Source organism: Archangium violaceum, assembly GCF_016859125.1.
GTDB lineage: Bacteria > Myxococcota > Myxococcia > Myxococcales > Myxococcaceae > Archangium > Archangium violaceum_A.
Genome location: NZ_CP069338.1, coordinates 24,457 through 41,736, shown reverse-complemented (window position 1 = coordinate 41,736; position 17,280 = coordinate 24,457). Strand labels below are relative to the sequence as shown.

The window sequence follows — 17,280 nt, the reverse complement described above, 5'->3', positions numbered from 1 at the left end:
CATGATGGGGAGCCGTGACGGCGAGCGGTGAGCACGACATGCCGGAGAGCACGAGCGAGCGACCGGGCGGAACCGCCTCGTGCGCGGGGCTGGACCTGGGCGAGCTGGCCGGGGAGGCCCATGCGCGGATGGCGTCGTTCACGCGGAGCCAGGCTTCCACCGGAGCGGAGCTCGTCCTCTCCGCGAGCCGTCGGCTATCGCTGGAGTACGAGGTGGGCACGGGGCGCGTCTCCCTCTCGCGAGGGGAGTCCGTATCGGCGGCGGCGCGGGTCTGGCGAGAAGAGGGTTCCGGCTTCGCCTCACTGAGCGTGGGAGATGCCGACGATCTCGGGCGCGTGCTGTCCGAAGCCTGGGAGCGAGGGCGGACGGGGGCTCGCTCGCCGCTACCCGCGCTACCGGCCCCGACCGAGCCGCCGCGCTCGCTCCCGGGGCTTTCCGCCGCTCAGGCCCGCGAGCAGGCCGAGCACCTCGCTCGGACGGTGCTCCCGCCCGGTGTCGTCGTCCAGGCGGCGGTGCTCACGTACTCCGCGAGCGGGTCCGTGCTCGTGCGTGGCGAGGGCATCGTTCAGGGACACGTGGATGCGCGGCGGGAGGCCATCGTGCGGTGCGAGACATCGCGCGGGGCCGTCGTGGACGGAGTGGCCGCGCCGCTGGGAGAGCCCTGGGATCTGGAGCCCCTGCGAGCGCGGCTCGCTCGAGCCGTGGACGCATTGGAGGGCCCGGCGGAGGCGGCCGATCCAGGCCTGCCGCTCGTGCTCCGGCCCGCGGTCGCGGCGCCACTCGTCGCGGCGCTGTCATGGATGCTCCGAGGGGACGTGGCGGCGGCGACTCCCGCCCTGGCGCGAGCGGTGGGCAAGAAGCTCTTCCCCTCGGTGTTGTCCGTGGAGGACGACCCGCGCCACCCGCTCGGAGCCTGGCGGCGGAGCGAGGATGACGAGGGGGCCCCGGCGCGTCCGCTGCGGCTCGTCGACGAGGGCCGCTTCCTGGGGTTCCTCCACTCGGCGGCGACGGCGGCGCTGCTCGGAGTCGTGCCCAACGGCCGGGGCCTGCGCTCCGAGGGCTCGCCGCCCACGCCCTCGGCGCTCGGCCTCTTCGTGGTTCCTCGCGCAGACGCCCTCCCGGAGCACTACACGGAGCTTGTGGCGCGCGTGGAGACGTTCACCACCATGCCTCGCCCCGGGGTGGTGTCGCTGATGGCGGGAGGTTGGGAGGTGCGGCGGGGCCAGCGCGTGCGGCGGCTCGCTCCCGTGGAGCTCCGGCTGCCGGTGCTGGAGACATTGCGCGCGCTGCGCGGGGTGGGGGCGGACCTGGCGTTCTTCCCCACCGCGGACGGGTGTGGCACGCCGACGCTCCTCCTCCCGCCGCTGCTGGGAGGATGAGCGTCACGCCCTGACTCAGCGGGACTTCCTGCCGGGAGGAGGGCAGCGCCGCACGGCGCGCCAGCGCACGAGATCATCGAGCAGGGCGCGGAAGGCTTCGCGCTTGAAGGCACGCGTTGGCAACCGGGAGAAGAAGGCTGCTTCGAGCGCCTCCACCTGGAGGGGCTTGCCGGCGTTGAGGGCGGAGACGAGGCGCTCGACGCGGCGGCGGAGGGGAGGCGGGGAGGGAAGAGTGGTGGAGCGGCCGATGGCGGAGACGAGCAGCTGCTTGCCCGGCAGGGGGACGCAGACGATGGGGCGCTCGGGGTGGGCGCGGATCCACTCGGTGGGAGTGAGCGGCGCCTCCTGGGCCTCGGGTGGGGCCGCGTCCACGGCCCTGGCGGTGAGGCAGCGGACCCACTCGATGGTGCTCTCGCGCTCGGCGGCGAGCAGGGCCTTGCGCTGGCCGCGCTGGCGCAGCGCCGAGCGCACCGCGGCGGGGACCTGCCAGCTCTTCTTGCCGGGGAGGTCGCTGGAGCGCAGGGTGCTGGGCCACTCGAGCGGGGGCGCCATGGAGGTGAACATCGGCGGCGAGGCGCACGCGGAGACGGAGATGCTGATGTTGAGGCCCTGGGTGGGCTCGGCGCGGTGCCAGAAGGAGACGGGCCAGTAGGCGACGTCGCCCGCGCTCGCCTCGATGAAGGTGGCGCGGGACAGCACCTCCTTCTCCTCCGCCTTGTCCTTCATGAAGAGGGAGTAGGGCCTGTGGATGAGGGAGGGATCCTTGGGGACCTCCTCGCGGCTGGCGAGCATCTCGAAGGGCCAGAGGCTGTAGGTCTTCTTGCCCTCGACGACGAGGTTGAAGGCGTGCGAGTTGTCCTTGTGGATGCCGAAGGGCGTGTAGCGGTAGTTGCCGAAGAAGACGCAGGACTCGTTGTTACCCAGGGGCACGCCGACGGCGTCGTAGAGGCCCGTCAGGAAGCTGCTCAACTGCTGCCAGTGGGTCCACTGGTACATCTGCAGCCGGTTGAAGACGATGCCGAAGCGCTTGCCGCCGAGCAGTTCGTCCAGGCGCGCCAGGTAGCCCTCGACGCCCCCATCCTCGGGGCGAGGCATGTGGTTGGAGAGGGACATGAGCATCGAGTAGTACGGCAACCCGTCGGGGCCCTCCTCGTGCTCGATGAAGAAGCGCAGGGGCAGGGTGTACTCGCCCCGGCGCACGCGCTCCCCCGCGTCGAGCAGCGCCTCGTAGATCTGCCCGGTGGTGGGGGCCCTGTTCCCGAAGGGTTGCTTGAAGACGGCGGCTTCGCGGTCCCAGTGGCGTTTGGCGAAGTCCTTCCAGAAGGAGCGGGGCAGCGCGAGAGACGGCTCGCCCTGGGAGGCGGGGGTTGGAGTGGGGAGGGGGGCCAGCATGGGGGGCTCCTGAGGGGAGGGATTCAGCGGGACTTCCCGCCGGGAGGAGGGCAGCGCCGCACGGCGCGCCAGCGCACGAGGTCATCGAGCAGGGCGCGGAAGGCCTCGCGTTTGAGGGCACGTGTCGGCAACCGGGAGAAGAAGGCTGCTTCGAGCGCCTCCACCTGGAGGGGCTTGCCGGCATTGAGGGCGGAGACGAGGCGCTCGACGCGGCGGCGGAGGGGAGGCGAGGAGGGAAGAGTGGTGGAGCGGCCGATGGCGGAGACGAGCAGCTGCTTGCCCGGCAGGGGGACGCAGACGATGGGGCGCTCGGGGTGGGCGCGGATCCACTCGGTGGGAGAGAGCGGCGCCTCCTGGACCTCGGGCGGAGCGCCATTCAGGGCGCCACAGGTGAGGAGACGGACCCACTCGATGGTGCTCTCTCGCTCGGCGGCGAGAAGGGCCTTGCGCTGAGCGCGCTTGCGGAGGGCGGAGCGCACCTGGGCGGGGACCTGCCAGTTTCGCCCGTGGGGCATCTCCGCGTGGCGCAGGCGGTCGGGCCACTCCTGGGGAGGCGCCTCGGACGTGAAGAGCGGGGGGCTGAAGCCCACTCCGAGCGAGATGCTGAGGGTCAGTCCCTGGGTGGGCTCGGCGCGGTGCCAATAGGAGACGGGCCAATAGGTGACGTCACCGGTGTCCGCCTCGAGGAAGGAAGCACGCGACAACAGCTCCGCCTCCTCCTGCCTGTCGCGCAGGAAGATGGAGCAGGCCTTGTCGACGAGGGAGACACCCTTGGGGACCTCGTCGCGTCCGGAGAGCGCCTCGTAGGGCCAGAGGCTGTAGGTCTTCCTTCCCGCGACGACGAAGTTGAAGACGTGCGAGTTGTCCTTGTGGATGCCGAAGGGCGTGTAGCGGTAGTTGCCCAGGAAGATGCACGAGTCGCTGCTGCCCAGCGGCACGCCGACGGACTCGTAGAGGCCGGACAGGAAGGTCGTCGTCTGCAGCCAGTGGTTCCAGTGGAAGCCCTGGGCGCGGTTGAGCACGAGGCCGAAGCGCTTGCCCGCGAGGAGCTTGTCCAGACGCGCCAGATAGCTCTCGAGCTCTCCGTCCTCTCGCGTGGGCAGGTAGGGGGCCATGGCGAGGGCCATGCCGTAGTGCGGCAGCCCATCGGGACCGTCCTCGTGCTCGATGAAGAAGCGCAGGGGAAGGGTGTATTCGCCCCGGCGCACGCGCCCGGCCACCTCGAGGAGCGCCTCGTAGATCTCCTGACCGGTGAAGAAGTGCTGGGTGAACGGGCGCTTGAAGAGGGCGGGCTCCCGGTCCCAATGGCGCCGGGTGAAGTCCTTCCAGAAGGCGCGGGGCAGTGCGAGGGAGGGCTCGCCGTGGGGAGCGGGGGTTGCGGTCGGAAGAGGGGCCAGCAAGGTGGAGCCTCGGAGGTGAAGCCACTCGTGGGGGGCGCCTCGGGAGTCTAGCACCGGACCTCGGGGCGGGGAGGAGACCCCCGGTCAGCTCCCCACGCCCTGGTAGTGCGCGAGGCACCGCGTCCAGACGGCTCCGGCCACACAGGTGACGGCGACGCCGACGAGGGGTGCTCCGTAGCCCAGCCAGGGATTCGCCTCCGGCCTGTGCAGCAGCACGGTGCCCGGGAAGTAGCTGACGAAGGCGAAGGGCAGCACCCAGGTGGTGACGAGCCGGAGCAGCCTGTCATAGAGCGACAGGGGATAGCGGGCGATCGTCGCCATCTCCTGCACCAGTACGGGCAGCTGCATGGAGGTGTCGGGCTCCCAGAAGACGACGCAGTGGGCCATGAAGTTGAGGGAGCCGATGAGCAACGTCGCGCCGACCATGCTGGCCACGAGGAAGACGTACTGCCAGGGGGAGAGGGCGAGGTTCAGCTCCGACACGGCCCGCCCCAGCAGCACGAGGCCGAGCACCACGCTGCCCAGCCCATGAAGGCTGGAGCCCTGGCAGATGACCTGGAGCGCCGCCGGCATGGGGCGCAACAGGAGTCCGTCCAGCTCCCCCTGGTTGACGAGCGCCGCCAGCTCCCAGGGGCCGTCGTAGAAGAGCTCGACCAGCCCGATGGGGATGATGGCCAGGGCGTAGAGGAAGAGCATCTCCCACTGGGTCCACCCCTGCACCTGGGGTACGTGGCGGAACACCGCCCAGAGGAAGATGAAGCCGGTGACGTGGCGCAGCACCATGGCGATGATGCCGAGCCAGAAATCGGCCTCGTACTCGAGCTGCACGCGCAGGTGCAGCACCTGCAGCCGGTAGTAGATCCACATCCAGTGCGCGAGCCTCGTGAACATGCTCAACCTCCCTGGATGTCGAGGGCCCGCTGTCCCGGGCTCCACAGGGCCCGCGCGAGTCCCCAGAGCGCCACGACCCAGAGGGCCTGGAGCCCCAGGGCCTGGAGGAGCGAGAGCCCCTGGAGGTCCCCCAGGTAGATGGAGAGCGGCGTGTGGATGATGCCCTGGAAGGGGAGCACCAGGGAGAGGGAGCGCAGCCAGTCGGGGTAGAGGTCCAGCGGGACGAGGGCGCCGGAGAAGACGCTCACCAGGGTGGCCTGCATCCAGTGCAGCCCCAGCCAGTGCTTCGTCCAGAGGCAGAGCAGCGAGGTGATGAGTCCCACGAGGAAGCGCACGAGGAACCCGAGCACGAGGCTCACCAGGAAGAACACGGCGGCGGCGGGCGAGGCGGCGGGGAGCACGTCGAGCAGGGTGAGGCCGAGTCCGGTGGCCACCAGGACGCCGAGGGCTCCCTCCACGAGGGCGGCGCCGGCGGAGAACGCGAGCTGGGACGCGAGGATGTCGTAGGGACGGAGCAGCTCGATGGCGATGTCTCCGGTGCGGATCAGCCGGAGCATCCGGTGGACGGAGGAGGAGGCGTTGATGAGCAGGTTGGCGGATTGGGCGATCAGGAGGTACGTCCGCATGCGCGTCCAGTCGAACTCACCCATCCGGGAGGTGCCTTCGAACACCGCCCGCCACAGGTGATAGGAGAGGGCGAGCCACACGGTGTTGGTCACGAGGCTCAGCAGCACGGTACGCGGGTAGGCGAGCGTGCGCTGGGCGCCGATGAGCATCAGCGCGAGGTACTTGGGGCGTGGCTCCTGCCGCAGTGCCACCTGGGCGGCGGGGCCGCTCATCGCGGGGGTTCCTGGAGCTGGAGCCGGTTCTCGTAGAGTTCGCGGAGGATGGAGTCGATGCTGGGCTCCTGGATGCGGAGATCCTGGACCGGGAGCGAGGCGAGCAGGCGGCCGACCACGGTGCCGACCGGGGCCTGGGCCATGTCGAACTGGACCACGAGCTGGTGCTGCTCGGGCTGGGTGCTGCAGCTGGCGGCGAGCTCGGGCAGGGCCTGTCGCGCGATCGCGAGCGCATCCAGCGGCTGTCCGCGCAGGGCCAGATGGATGGCGCACGTGCGGCCGAAGCGCTCCTTCATGGCGCGCAGGGGCCCGTCGAAGATGATGCGGCCGCCGTCGATCATCACCATGCGCTCACAGAGATCCTCGATATCCCCGAGGTCATGCGAGGTGAGCATCACCGTGACACCGCGCTCGCGGTTGATGTGGCGGATGAAGCCGCGGACGCGCTCCTTGACCGCCACGTCGAGACCGAGGGTGGGCTCGTCCAGGTAGAGGAGCTCCGGGCCGTGGAGCAACGCGGCGGCGAGCTCGCAGCGCATGCGCTGCCCCAGGGAGAGCTGGCGCGCGGGCCGGGCGAGCAGGTCTCCGAGCTCCAGCAAGGCGACGAGCTCATCCAGACCGCGGGTGAAGCGCTCGCGAGGTACCTCGTAGATGTCACCGAGGAGCCGGAGCGACTCCTGGATGGGGAGATCCCACCAGAGGTGGGAGCGCTGACCGAACACCACGCCGATGCTGCGGGCATTGGCGACGCGCTCGCGGTGGGGATCCAACCCGCGAACCCGGACCTGACCGCTGGTGGGGGCGAGGATGCCGGTGAGCATCTTGAGCGTGGTGGACTTGCCGGCGCCGTTGGGACCGACGTACGCGATGCTCTCGCCGGCCTCGACACGCAGGTCGACCCGGTCCACCGCGATGCGCTCGGTGTAGTGGGGGCGCAGCAGGTGCCGGACCGCCCCGAGGAAGCCGGGGGATTTGACGGGGATCCGGAAGGAGCGGGTGAGCTGATGGGCTTCGATCAATGCCACGGGCCCATCCTAGCGCACGGGGCACCTGGGAAAACCGGCCCCCCCTCCCCTTCGGGAGTGCGCAGCAGGGCCACGACGCTAGACTGGCCCCAACACTGAAGCAGGGGGGGGCGGTCATGGTTGAGCGAGAGACGACTCAGTTCCTGAATGTGGATCTTGACCTACGTTGTTCTTCGGGCGTCCGGAACCTGGTCCGGGAGCTCGAACCCTCCACCCTCGTCATGAGGTTGAACGACACGGAGGCGACTCTGGAGCACAAGGAGCAGCCGCGGTCCGTGGACGAGGCGCTCCTCTGGTTGGTCCAACTGGTCGAGAGCCTTCCACCGGAGGCCCGGGCGCTCTGGGATTCGTGCGATGCGCGAACCATGAACGTTGGAATCCAGGCGGGCGAACAGCCGCATCAGGCTCTGTTCCCGGTCTCGCTCGATGCCATGGCCTCCCTGCTTCGAATCAAGGCGGATTTGCTGGTCACGGTCTACGCCGTGAACAGGTGAGGGAGAAAACATGAGACCGTATGGCGCGGCATCTCTCGTGGGTGCTTGTGGAGTGGCCAGTGTCGGCGTGCTGGTCGCCTATCTGGGGTACAGCACGGTTGTTGTGCCCATTGTGAAAGGCGGGGGGGCTGTCCCCCCCCTCCTGTGGGCTGTTCTTCTTGGGATGGTGCCCCTCTGTGTCATGGGTGGTGGGATGCTGACACGGAGGGGGATTCACATCGTCGCGATCGGCGCATGGGTGATGATTCTGAGGAATACCGTCCAACTGCTCCTCGCCTCGAACAAGATGCCCGGATTCTTGAAGTTCGACGCGTTCGACACTTCGGTGTTTCGTTGGAGTGTGGCGCTGATTCTGGAGGCGGGTCTGTGGTCGGCGACAGCCTGGCTCGGGTTGGTTGTCCTCGCGATCATCAATCGAGCGAAGGTGTGGCGAGCTTTTCAGTCCCGATGAGTCAACCGGCGTGTGGCTGAGCAGGCCAACCTCCGATTGGAGTAGCACGGTGAGGATGCATTCAGTCGATGGGAAAACCGATGATCGATCCTGAGCGAGCGCGAATCCTGACTTCAGTCCTGGACCGGGCCATGGTCCACTCAGTCCCCGACGCCAAGGTGCGTGATGAGTTGTCGTTTCATATCGCCGACGTTCTCAGGGACTTCCTCCGGATCGAGTCGCTCCTGGAGAAGGCCTTCGACGGTGGAGACTTGTCACGCGTCGACGTGGAGGAGGTCGTTTCCTTGATGGCCTCACATTGGCCTTATCATCTGAAGGCCATTGCGCGTCTTCGGAAACGCTTGGATGGCACGCTTCCGTCTTTCCAGGGCAACCAGCCCGATTCACGAGGAAAGGGGTCGTGAATCGGGTGGCAGTGGTTGGAGATGTGAGCCTGCCCCATCCGGCACTGGAGCTCAGGCATTGACGGGCGGCGGCTCCCCATGCGCTCCCGTGGGAACGGTGTCCTTGTGACTCCGGGCGATGTGCTCGAGCGCCTCGTCATACGAGGGCACCAGGCTGGCCGACGGAGTGTTCCGAGGGAATCCCCCCTGCTCGATCATCTTGGCCACCTCGTTCCGGGCGACCACGACGACCATCCCCTCGCGTACGACGACGCTCTCCCGGAGATCCAACACGGCCTGAAGGCCCGTCGCGTCCATGTAGGGCACCGCGGAGAGATCGAGCACGAGGTACCTCGGGGAGGGATGATTGGCGAGCGCCGTATTGAGGACGCCCGGGGAGAGGAAGTCGAGCGGCCCGCGGACGCGGATGCGCTGGAGCGGCGGCCGATCATCCTGCCCGGCGGCGGCCGCGCCCAGGCTGCGGAAGTAGGGGCGTCCATCCAACCGCAGGATGCGCGTCTGGACCTCCGTGCGAGGCCGCCTCATCAGGACCAGCCCGATGGAGAGCGCCACTCCCGCGCCGAGCCCGAGCAGGAGATCCACCGAGGCGATGACGGACGCGGTCACCGCGACCACCGCCACCTGGGGGCGCTCCTTCTCCCACAGCGCGCGCACTCCCTTCAGATCCAGCAACCGCACGCCGACGACCACGAGGATGCCCGCCAGGGCGGCGATGGGCACGCGAGCGACGAGCTGTCCGGCCACGAGGCACACCCCGAGCAGCAGGATCGCATGGAGCACGGTCGCCGCGCGGGTGCGGGCTCCCGCCTGGATGGCAACCGAGGAGCGGACGATGGCGCCCATCACCGGCATGCCGCCGAAGAGCGAGGACGCGAGGTTCGCCATTCCCTGCGCCATCAGCTCCTGATCATGGTCGGTCTGGTTCTTCTCGAACCCGGGGAACTGATCAATGGCGCTGGCCGACATCAGCGAGCCCAGGGACGCGAGGATGGCGAGCGAGAGGACGTCGGGAAGAAGCGCGCGCCAGTCCACTCCCTCCAGCGAGGGCAACTGAGGCGGAGGCAGTCCCGGGGGCAGGCTCCCCACGCGCGCCAGCTCCGGACCCAGCAGTGCGCCAATCGCCGTGGCGACCACGAGCCCCACCAACACCGAGGGCACCCGCCGTTGCACCCGGGGCAGGCCCACCATGCAGACAATCACCAACACTCCGAGGGCGAGGCCACCCCAGTGCACGGGCAATGCGCCTCCCTGGGTGAGCAGCGAGGAGAGCGAGCCGGTGCTCTTCGGCAACCCCAGCAGTCTGGGCAGCTGGACGTTGAGGAGGATCAACCCGATACCCGCCATGAACCCACGCACCACTGGTGCGGGGAGCAGCTTCGCCAGCCGGCCCACCCGCATCAGTCCGAGCATGATCTGGAGGAGCCCGCAGAGCAGGGTGGCCACGACCATGCCTTCGATTCCATGGCGTTGAACCAGGAGGAGCACGATGGGCACCAGCGCCGCCTCGGGCCCCGTCACCTGCAGGCGGGCACCTCCCAACAGTCCGGCCACGACTCCGGCGATTGCTCCACTGATGAGGCCCACGCTGGCTGGCAGCCCCGAGGCCACCGCGAGCGCGAGATTGAGCGGAAGCGCCACGCACGCCACCGTGATGGCTCCGGACAGATCCTGCCCGAGCGTTTTGGGCGACACCATCTGCTTCCAGTCCTGCCACAGCAGGCGAAGGCGATCCGCGGCTCCAGGCGAGTGTTGTTCGAGCATGATGCCCACGCCTCTCTTCACGCCGCGTGCCGCACCCCTTCCCCTCTGTGGACGTGTCCCCCTGTCGGTGCGAGCCGACACCGCTCCTGGGGGGTTGAACAGACACCTGTCTGTTCCAGCCGACGCTACGACTGGAAGGTGAACAACCGGATACACTCACGCGTGCATGGTCATGAGGAGCGCGTTAGGACGCGCTCCTCGGAGCCCGCACAAGACATGCGCCTCGTTCAGCGTCTGCTCATCTCCCACGCCCTGCTCACCGCCGTCCTTCTTGGTGCCGCCGCGTTCGCCGTGGTGGCCCTGGTTCGTATGACGAGCCTCCTCACGGAGATCCGCGAGGAACATCTGGGGAAGGTTCAGGAAGAGGAGGCCGTTCATCAGGCCGCCTGGGGCATCGAGGTCGCCGCTCGGCACGCCATCCTGGCCTGTGAGCGCGACCCGACCGTGGGGCCACGGGTGGCGAGCTCCATGCTGGCGCCATTGCATCAGCTGGAGACGCTGCTGGCCGAGCACGGAGAGTCCATCCAGCCGAGCATCCGGAGCACGGCGGATCACTACCGCACGTACGCCCGGTACGTCATCGAGGAGAACACCTGCGCCCGCCTGTTCGATCCCGTGATGCGTGAGAAGCGGCTCTCCTGGGACGAGAGCCTCACGGATGCGTGGATCGCCATCGTGCACTCCCTTCACGAGGTGGTCCTCGAGCGGGAAGCCGAGGCCTATGCCATTGGCGCCACCGCGATTGGCGTGGGGCTGGTGTTCGGCGCCCTGGCGGTGCTGGCCGCCTGGGGCGTGGCGCGTTGGATGGCGCGAGGGGTGACCCGTCCCCTGGAGTTGCTCTCCACGCAGGCCCAGCAGGTGGGACAGGGGAACTTCAACCCCATCGCCCCGGTGGGAGGGCCGCTCGAGGTGCAGGAGCTGGCCTCCGAGCTGGAGCGGACGCGCGCGCGCCTGGCGGAGATCGATCAGCTCAAGGACGCCTTCGTGGCCTCCGTGTCGCACGATCTCCGGACGCCGCTCACGCGGCTGCGGACCGCGCTCGGGCTGATGGCGGATGGCACCACCGGTCCACTCAATGAGCAGCAGCGGCGGGTGGTGGAGCTGGCCCGCAGTGCCTGCGAGCGGGAGATCCGCCTGGTGTCCGCGTTGCTCGACATGTCGCGCGTGAAGTCTGGAAAGGCCCTGCGGCGCGAGGCGGGCTGCCTGCTGGATGACGTGCTCCTCCGCGCGATGGAGGACATGCGGAGTGAGGCCGATGCGGCCGGGGTCGAGCTGGAGTTGAAGACCGAGGGGGCGTTGTCTCCCGCGTTGCTCGACGGCGCCCTCATCGAGCGCGCGGTGGCCAACCTCCTGGGCAACGCCATCCGCGTCTCCTCGCGGGGGCAGAAGGTTCGGATGGTGCGCACCGTCACCCAGGAGGGACCTCCGGGACACGACGCATCCGGCTCCTCCTGGGCCCGGGTGGTGGTTCGCGACGAGGGGCCGGGAGTCCGGCCCGAGGAGCGCGACCGGCTCTTCGAGCGCTTCTTCACCTCGCCCGTGGGCAACAACGCCTCCACGCCCGGGATTGGCCTGGGCCTGCCGTTGGCGCGCGAGATGATGCGCATGCATGGAGGCGAGGTGGCGCTCCTCGACGAGCCTGGCCCGGGAGCGGCCTTCGCCGTCTGGATCCCGCTCGATCGCCCCGTCTCGTCCCGCTACTCTTCCGATGCGACGCCGTCTCTGTCGCCCTCCGACCGGAGCCCCGCATGAGCCCGTCCTCCCAGCCCCTGTCCTCTCCCGCCAACCGCGTGCTGGTGGTGGATGATGACCTCGAGCTGTGTGAGCTCATCTCCCTGCGCCTGGAGGCACAGGGGATGCGGGTGTCGATCGTCCCCACGGGCCAGCAGGCGCTCGCGCGGGTGGATCGCGGCGAGGTCGACGCGATGGTGCTCGACCTCCGGTTGGGAGACGCGGATGGCCTGGAGATTCTCGCCCTGGCGCGCGAGCGCATCCCGGAGCTGCCGGTGGTCATCCTCACCGCGCACGGGACCATCGAGACGGCGGTGGAGGCCATGCGCCGGGGCGCCTATGGCTTCCTCACCAAGCCCTTCCAGGACCACGAGCTGGTGCAGAAGCTGGTGCACGCGCTCGAGCGCACGACCTTGCAACGCGAGGTGGACGACCTGCGCCGCATCGTGGCCGGCGTTCCTCGCGAGCGGCTGATTGGCGGAAGTCCGGCCATCACCCAGGTGCGTGCGCACATCGCCCGGGTGGCGCCGTCGGATGCCACGGTATTGGTGCTCGGCGAGTCGGGCACGGGCAAGGAGCTCGCCGCGCGGTTGCTGCATGGGCTCTCCCGTCGCGCGCACGGGCCCTTCGTCGCGGTGAATTGCGGGGCGCTGCCTCCGGAGCTGCTGGAGAGTGAGCTGTTCGGCCACGTGAAGGGGGCCTTCACCGGCGCCACCCAGTCGCGCGAGGGGCTCTTCGGGGCCGCTCGGGGCGGGACGCTCTTCCTCGACGAGGTGGGGGAGGCGCCTCCCAGCGTGCAGGTGAAGCTGCTGCGGGTGTTGCAGGAGCGGCGCTACACCCGGGTGGGCTCGAGCACCGAGGAGGAGGCGGACGTGCGGGTGGTGGCGGCCACCAACCGGGATCTCCGCGAGGAGGTGGAGGTGCGGCGCTTCCGCGAGGATCTCTACTACCGGCTGTGCGTGGTGCCGATCACCATGCCGTCGTTGCGCGAGCGCCCGGAGGATATTCCGCTGCTGGCCCAGCTCTTCCTGGAGCGGGCCGCGGCACACAACGGGATGCGGGTGCCGCGCCTGAGCGCGGATGCCCTCCAGATTCTGCGGGACTACTCGTGGCCGGGCAACGTGCGCGAGCTGCTCAACGTGATGGAGGCAGCCGTCCTGCTGGCGGCCTCCGAGGAGCTGCGGGCGGAGCATTTGATCCACCTCGTGCAGCCGTCCCCTCGCTCCGAGCACCCATCGGCGGAGGAGAGCGCACCCGGTGCCAGCACTCCCCGATTGCTCGGGACCGAGGCCCCGCTGCCCACCCTCCGCGAGGCGCGTGACGCCTTCGAGCGCGACTACCTGATCGAGGCCCTGCGTCGCTGCGGAGGGAACGTGAGCGCCGCGGCACGCATGGCGGGGCGCAACCGCACCGACTTCTACGAGCTGCTGCGCCGGCACGGTCTGTCGGCCGCGGACTTCAAGGACATGAGCAACGGGCGTTGAGCCCCGGTTCCCAAGACTTTGCTCCGTATCGCTTGCACTGCTCCTGGCATCACCTGCGGTCGACGACGAACAGCGGCACCATCTGGCCTTCGCCCGCGCTCATGTTCAGCAAGGGATTGCGCGCCACCCGCACGCAATAGCCCTCCGCGTGTGAGTCACCCCAGACATAGGGATTGAGATCCCCGTAGTGCTCCTCGAAGACGGGCCGGCCCTCCTGGAGGACGGGATAGGCCTCCGTGGGGACGTGCACCCGCTCCTGCACGACCCCGGGCCGCTCCTCGAGGAAATGCTGGAGCGCGCGGGCCCATTGCTCGGACGTGCACTTCCAGCCCAGCACCACGCCGTCTCCGCCGTAGCCGCGCCCCGGCTTCAGGACGAACCGCTCCCGGTGCTCGGCGACGAAGGGCAGGAGATCCACCGTCCGCCCCTCATACGGGGTCCTTCCCTCACGCACGATGCGTGTCCAGGGGATGTAGCGGCGGAAGGCGGTGGCCGTGTCCGCATCGAAGAGGTAGGAGAACGCGGGATCGCTCAGCGCCGCGAAGAGCTGTTTGGAATAGAGGAGCGCGGAGCGGAACATCCCATTCAAGACGAAAGCCGCGCCGCCCTGGACCGCCTTCACGATGGGATGGTCGGAGCCGTGCTCCCGCAGCAAGGACTCCGCGGCCGCGCGAGAGGCGAAGAGGATGAGCTCCACCGAGACGCCCTCGCGCCAGAGCGTGCCGTCCCGCAGGCTCCATTCCTCGTCGAGCCGGGCGGTCGTCACGCGGACGCCCTGCTCCGCCACCTGCTTCAGGAGCATCCTCGCCTCGGATTGATTCTTGAGCTCGGATCCTCCCTCGCCCCCTGTCAGTCCAATGACGGTCAGGCTCCGCGAGCCGTTCTTGCCCGGCAGGCCCCGCAGCTCGCGCAGGGCATGGCTCAATCCGGCGCGGGCGCTCGGACCGGCCATCGCGTAGCGGTTCGCGATCACCCGAATGATGGGCATCTCCTGGAAGGCCGCCGAGAGGGAATCCGTGAAGACGATGCCCCCCGGGGTGGTGTTGTGCTCGATGAACTTGAGCTGGCCATCCTCCCCCAGCAGTCCATCCAGCCGGCTGACGACACAGGGCACCCGCCCCATGGCATCGATCCGGACCAGCGCATCCTCCTCGGCCATCAGCCCCAGGGTGCGGCGGAGCGCGCCATCCCGAGCGGCATGCCGGTAGAGAGACGCCAGTCCCTTCATCACCTGCCTGGAGGCGTACCACGCGTCCTCGTGCACCTGGGCCTCGATGAAGCGCGGACGCAATACCTCACAGACGGAGCGGCCGTCGAAGACGAGCTGCCCCCGCCCGAGCCGGCGGGCGAGCACCTCCAGGGTGCTCTCCAGGTGCTCGTCCATCAGGAGTTGGTGGTAGTGCTCGACAACCTCGGCGATCAGGGAGGGCTTCATTCGGGCCTCGCGGTGGGGGTTTGCGACTCGGGGACCCGGCGCGGGGACCACGGCTCTGGATCCACGGCCACGATGCGCAGCTCGCAGGTGTAGGTGTCGCCCCGGGCATCCGACAGCCAGCACTCGTCGGGGGCGGGGATCATCTCGCTCAGCGTGATGGAGGTGGAGCGGCGGACCAGGTGCGCCAGGTTCTCGACGTAGAGCGGGCTGCACAGGTCGAGGTAGCAGGGCTTCTTCTCGGCCGAGGCCTTGACGAACATGAACCGGGGCAGGCCATGGGCGAGGGCCAGCTCCCGGGCCCCGGCGAACCGCTCCAGCGCGGACTCGCGATGGGCGAAGGCCATGTCCTCCGGCGTGAACTGCCAGCTCTCGCGCCACACGACGACGCCATCCACGGTGATACGGGGCGTGTGCGAGGCGGCGGGCAGCATCGAGATACGGGGACTGGACAGCAGGGCGTCGAGGAAGGCGATGAGGTCCCACCGCTCGCGCCCATCCCGGGTGCGGACCTGGAGCCGCCCATCGAGCCGTTGAATCACCAGATCGGCGATGGCGAACGTCCGGTACCGGGAACGGAAGGAGCGGGCCTCCTCGAACTCGACGCAGGCGTCCTCCGGGTGCCAGGTGAGGCCATAGGAGGCGCGGCTGGAGGCGATGGCCTTCGGAATGGTGGGCGTGACGCGCCCCCGCTGGAGGTCGTGGCCCATCCACTCGCCGAGCAGGGAGGGCTGGTCGTGGTCATCGGAGAAGAGCTCCTGGTCGATCGTGTTCATCCCCATGTGGAGCTCGCCGATGACGAACCGGTAGTCGTTCCGCGCGATGTCCTCGACGCTCCTCGCGGCGATCATGATGTCCGGTGAGTGCTGGCGGGCCGTGGGCCAGCCGGGCCCGGGGGCGCCGAAGGTCTCGGCGATGCGTGGCAGGAGCGCCTGGCTGGACAGCTCGATCCGCCGGGCGTCCGAGGGAAGTCCGAACAGTGCCGACCAGCGACGCTGGAACTCGGTGAGCACGGCCTGCACCGTTTCCGGGAAGCTGCCGCCGGCTTTGGGGATCTGCTCGGCCATGCGCACCCAGTAGTGGGTCATCTCCACCGTGTCCGAGCCCGCCTCGCTCCGGGCCTCCTCGTAGAGCCGCATGAACACGTCCGCGTATGCGAGGCTCATGTGGTACGTCACCCAGCGGCTGCCCTGGAGCAGCAGGGCGAGCGTGGGGCCCAGCCGCTCGCGCAGCTGCGGGCCCACGGAGATCTCCATGTCCCGGCGGCAGTCCTCGTAGATGAGGGTGCGCCCCGCGTAGAGCTGGCCCCCCTTGCGGGAGGAGGCGGCGCCGGTGAGACGGGAGAACGTCTCCTCCACCTGCCCCAGGGCTACGTCCAGGGCTCCGACGTCGCCGGCCGCGCGGGCCACGGACTCGCGGGCGGCTTCCAACTCGCCCAGCATGGACAGCGCGTGCTCACGCAGGGGCGCGTCCTCGATGCGCTCGAGTTGCGCGCGCAGGATGCCCGTGAAGGTGCTCCGGCCCGACGTGGGTACCTCCAGCGCCCAGAAGATGAGCCTCCGGGAGGCGAGCCCCTCGAGCACCTCGTAGACGTCCTGCTCGGTGCGCGGGCCGGGCGGGGGCTCCTCGAGCAGGCTGCGAGCAATGGACGCTGCGGTCCGCTCTCCGTCACACGCCGCGAACACCCGGGCCTCGAGGGGCTCCAGCTCATCGGTGCCCAGTGGGGTGTACAGGGTCGAGCCCTCGAGCCGGACGAGGGGCATGCGCCGGGGCGCCATCCAGGGCCGCATGTCGGGCAGGGCGGAGAGCACGGCGCACAGCGCGTCCACGGCCCAATACTCCAGGAAGGTCCGCCTGGCGCCGAGGAGGTCGGGTCCGGGACGGCAGGTGAGCGGCGCCCCCTCCTCCAGGAATTCCCCCCAGGCCGTGGGCCCGAAGAATCCGATGGAGTCGTTCTTGGTGCAGTAGCGCTGGGCGTAGTTGGCGACGAAGCGCTCCTTGGAGCGAGCGGAGCTGCTCCGATCGCCCACGGGGGTCTCCAGCAGGTGCCTCACGCCCGTGTGATAGGCGGTGCGGTTCTGCCAGAGCACCGCCTCCCCAAAGCGCTCCTGCCGGGACAAGTGTCGCAGCTCCGTGCCCAGCCGCAGGTTTTCCCACTCCAGGGCCTGACCCGTCTGGAGCCGGTGGGCCTCGAGCACCTCCGCCGCCCGGCGCACCCGCTCCAATTCCTCCGCTCCGGGTCCGTCCCACTCCGCCAGCTTCGCGTAGTGGCCCGTCCTCAATGCCTTGCGCACCCGGGTGAGCAACTTCCACCGGGGGCCATGGAGCTGGTGTTGCTGCTGCTCACAGAGCCGGTCCGCGGTGGCGATCGCCTCACGCAATTCCCGCTCGAGTTCGAGCATCCGGTCGACGCTCCTGGCGAGCTCGGGGCTCCCCAGTTGGAGGATGTATTTCACGGGAAAGCCCGCGCCGCGCAGCAGGAAGTCCTTCCACACCGACCAGCCGTATCCCAGGGAGCGCAGGTGGTGAGGCATTGGCGGAGGAGTGGAATTCGGCTTTGGAGCAGTGGTCATGGGGGATGTCCTCGGGGGAGGGGG

The 17,280-nt window shown here is 69.2% G+C and carries 14 protein-coding genes; 6 read left to right on the top strand and 8 right to left on the bottom strand.

All coding sequences use genetic code 11. The features are described 5' to 3' along the window. Positions 1 to 14 precede the first annotated feature (14 nt). Complete coding sequence (locus tag JQX13_RS00180) at positions 15 to 1,379, top strand: metallopeptidase TldD-related protein (RefSeq protein ID WP_239014432.1); 1,365 nt, start codon at positions 15 to 17, stop codon at positions 1,377 to 1,379. Between the two features lie 15 nt (positions 1,380 to 1,394). Here JQX13_RS00180 and JQX13_RS00175 read toward each other — a convergent pair whose 3' ends face one another. The 5 genes from JQX13_RS00175 to JQX13_RS00155 form a co-directional block, all read right to left on the bottom strand. After that, positions 1,395 to 2,771: a cupin-like domain-containing protein gene (locus JQX13_RS00175; protein ID WP_203407062.1), complete on the bottom strand. Its 1,377-nt coding sequence runs from the start codon at positions 2,769 to 2,771 to the stop codon at positions 1,395 to 1,397. 23 nt (positions 2,772 to 2,794) lie between these two features. Then, positions 2,795 to 4,171: a cupin-like domain-containing protein gene (locus tag JQX13_RS00170; RefSeq protein WP_203407061.1), complete on the bottom strand. Its 1,377-nt coding sequence runs from the start codon at positions 4,169 to 4,171 to the stop codon at positions 2,795 to 2,797. A gap of 84 nt (positions 4,172 to 4,255) precedes the next feature. Further along, positions 4,256 to 5,062, bottom strand: coding sequence for an ABC transporter permease (locus tag JQX13_RS00165; RefSeq protein ID WP_203407060.1), 807 nt, complete (start codon positions 5,060 to 5,062; stop codon positions 4,256 to 4,258). A 2-nt stretch (positions 5,063 to 5,064) separates the two neighbouring features. Then, positions 5,065 to 5,901 (bottom strand): ABC transporter permease, encoded by an 837-nt coding sequence (locus JQX13_RS00160; RefSeq protein WP_203407059.1) that lies wholly within the window; start codon positions 5,899 to 5,901, stop codon positions 5,065 to 5,067. Continuing rightward, positions 5,898 to 6,926, bottom strand: coding sequence for an ABC transporter ATP-binding protein (locus JQX13_RS00155; RefSeq protein WP_203407058.1), 1,029 nt, complete (start codon positions 6,924 to 6,926; stop codon positions 5,898 to 5,900). Before JQX13_RS00155 ends, JQX13_RS00160 begins: the two co-directional genes overlap by 4 nt. Positions 6,927 to 7,042: 116 nt before the next feature. Between JQX13_RS00155 and JQX13_RS00150 the strand changes: the two genes are divergently transcribed. The 3 genes from JQX13_RS00150 to JQX13_RS00140 all read left to right on the top strand — a co-directional run bounded on the left by JQX13_RS00150 (position 7,043) and on the right by JQX13_RS00140 (position 8,275). After that, positions 7,043 to 7,420 (top strand): hypothetical protein, encoded by a 378-nt coding sequence (locus JQX13_RS00150; protein ID WP_203407057.1) that lies wholly within the window; start codon positions 7,043 to 7,045, stop codon positions 7,418 to 7,420. 67 nt (positions 7,421 to 7,487) lie between these two features. Continuing rightward, a complete protein-coding gene (locus JQX13_RS00145; RefSeq protein WP_203407056.1) occupies positions 7,488 to 7,871 on the top strand; it encodes a hypothetical protein in 384 nt (127 codons plus the stop codon). 80 nt (positions 7,872 to 7,951) lie between these two features. After that, complete coding sequence (locus JQX13_RS00140; RefSeq protein ID WP_203407055.1) at positions 7,952 to 8,275, top strand: hypothetical protein; 324 nt, start codon at positions 7,952 to 7,954, stop codon at positions 8,273 to 8,275. Positions 8,276 to 8,326: 51 nt separating this feature from the next. Here JQX13_RS00140 and JQX13_RS00135 read toward each other — a convergent pair whose 3' ends face one another. Beyond that, complete coding sequence (locus JQX13_RS00135; protein ID WP_203407054.1) at positions 8,327 to 10,036, bottom strand: SulP family inorganic anion transporter; 1,710 nt, start codon at positions 10,034 to 10,036, stop codon at positions 8,327 to 8,329. Between the two features lie 216 nt (positions 10,037 to 10,252). Here JQX13_RS00135 and JQX13_RS00130 point away from each other — a divergent pair, with 216 nt between their 5' ends. Both JQX13_RS00130 and JQX13_RS00125 read left to right on the top strand, forming a co-directional pair. Beyond that, positions 10,253 to 11,788: a sensor histidine kinase gene (locus tag JQX13_RS00130; protein ID WP_203407053.1), complete on the top strand. Its 1,536-nt coding sequence runs from the start codon at positions 10,253 to 10,255 to the stop codon at positions 11,786 to 11,788. Next, the gene (locus JQX13_RS00125; protein ID WP_203407052.1) at positions 11,785 to 13,251 is read left to right on the top strand and encodes a sigma-54-dependent transcriptional regulator; all 1,467 of its coding nucleotides are present in this window, start codon (positions 11,785 to 11,787) and stop codon (positions 13,249 to 13,251) included. Before JQX13_RS00130 ends, JQX13_RS00125 begins: the two co-directional genes overlap by 4 nt. A gap of 49 nt (positions 13,252 to 13,300) precedes the next feature. Here the strand turns inward: JQX13_RS00125 and JQX13_RS00120 are convergent, their stop codons facing one another. Next, the gene (locus JQX13_RS00120) at positions 13,301 to 14,686 is read right to left on the bottom strand and encodes a hypothetical protein (RefSeq protein WP_203407051.1); all 1,386 of its coding nucleotides are present in this window, start codon (positions 14,684 to 14,686) and stop codon (positions 13,301 to 13,303) included. After that, positions 14,683 to 17,256, bottom strand: a complete 2,574-nt coding sequence (locus JQX13_RS00115; protein ID WP_203407050.1) for a lantibiotic dehydratase — start codon at positions 17,254 to 17,256, stop codon at positions 14,683 to 14,685. Before JQX13_RS00115 ends, JQX13_RS00120 begins: the two co-directional genes overlap by 4 nt. Between the last annotated feature and the right edge of the window lie 24 nt (positions 17,257 to 17,280).

Excerpts from the sequence above, each read along its gene's own strand:
- JQX13_RS00130 (WP_203407053.1), top strand. The coding sequence starts at position 10,253 with ATGCGCCTCGTTCAGCGTCTGCTCATCTCCCACGCCCTGCTCACCGCC.
- JQX13_RS00135 (WP_203407054.1), bottom strand. The coding sequence starts at position 10,036 with ATGCTCGAACAACACTCGCCTGGAGCCGCGGATCGCCTTCGCCTGCTG.
- JQX13_RS00165 (WP_203407060.1), bottom strand. The coding sequence starts at position 5,062 with ATGTTCACGAGGCTCGCGCACTGGATGTGGATCTACTACCGGCTGCAG.
- JQX13_RS00150 (WP_203407057.1), top strand. The coding sequence starts at position 7,043 with ATGGTTGAGCGAGAGACGACTCAGTTCCTGAATGTGGATCTTGACCTA.
- JQX13_RS00140 (WP_203407055.1), top strand. The coding sequence starts at position 7,952 with ATGATCGATCCTGAGCGAGCGCGAATCCTGACTTCAGTCCTGGACCGG.
- JQX13_RS00120 (WP_203407051.1), bottom strand. The coding sequence starts at position 14,686 with ATGAAGCCCTCCCTGATCGCCGAGGTTGTCGAGCACTACCACCAACTC.
- JQX13_RS00115 (WP_203407050.1), bottom strand. The coding sequence starts at position 17,256 with ATGACCACTGCTCCAAAGCCGAATTCCACTCCTCCGCCAATGCCTCAC.
- JQX13_RS00125 (WP_203407052.1), top strand. The coding sequence starts at position 11,785 with ATGAGCCCGTCCTCCCAGCCCCTGTCCTCTCCCGCCAACCGCGTGCTG.
- JQX13_RS00175 (WP_203407062.1), bottom strand. The coding sequence starts at position 2,771 with ATGCTGGCCCCCCTCCCCACTCCAACCCCCGCCTCCCAGGGCGAGCCG.
- JQX13_RS00160 (WP_203407059.1), bottom strand. The coding sequence starts at position 5,901 with ATGAGCGGCCCCGCCGCCCAGGTGGCACTGCGGCAGGAGCCACGCCCC.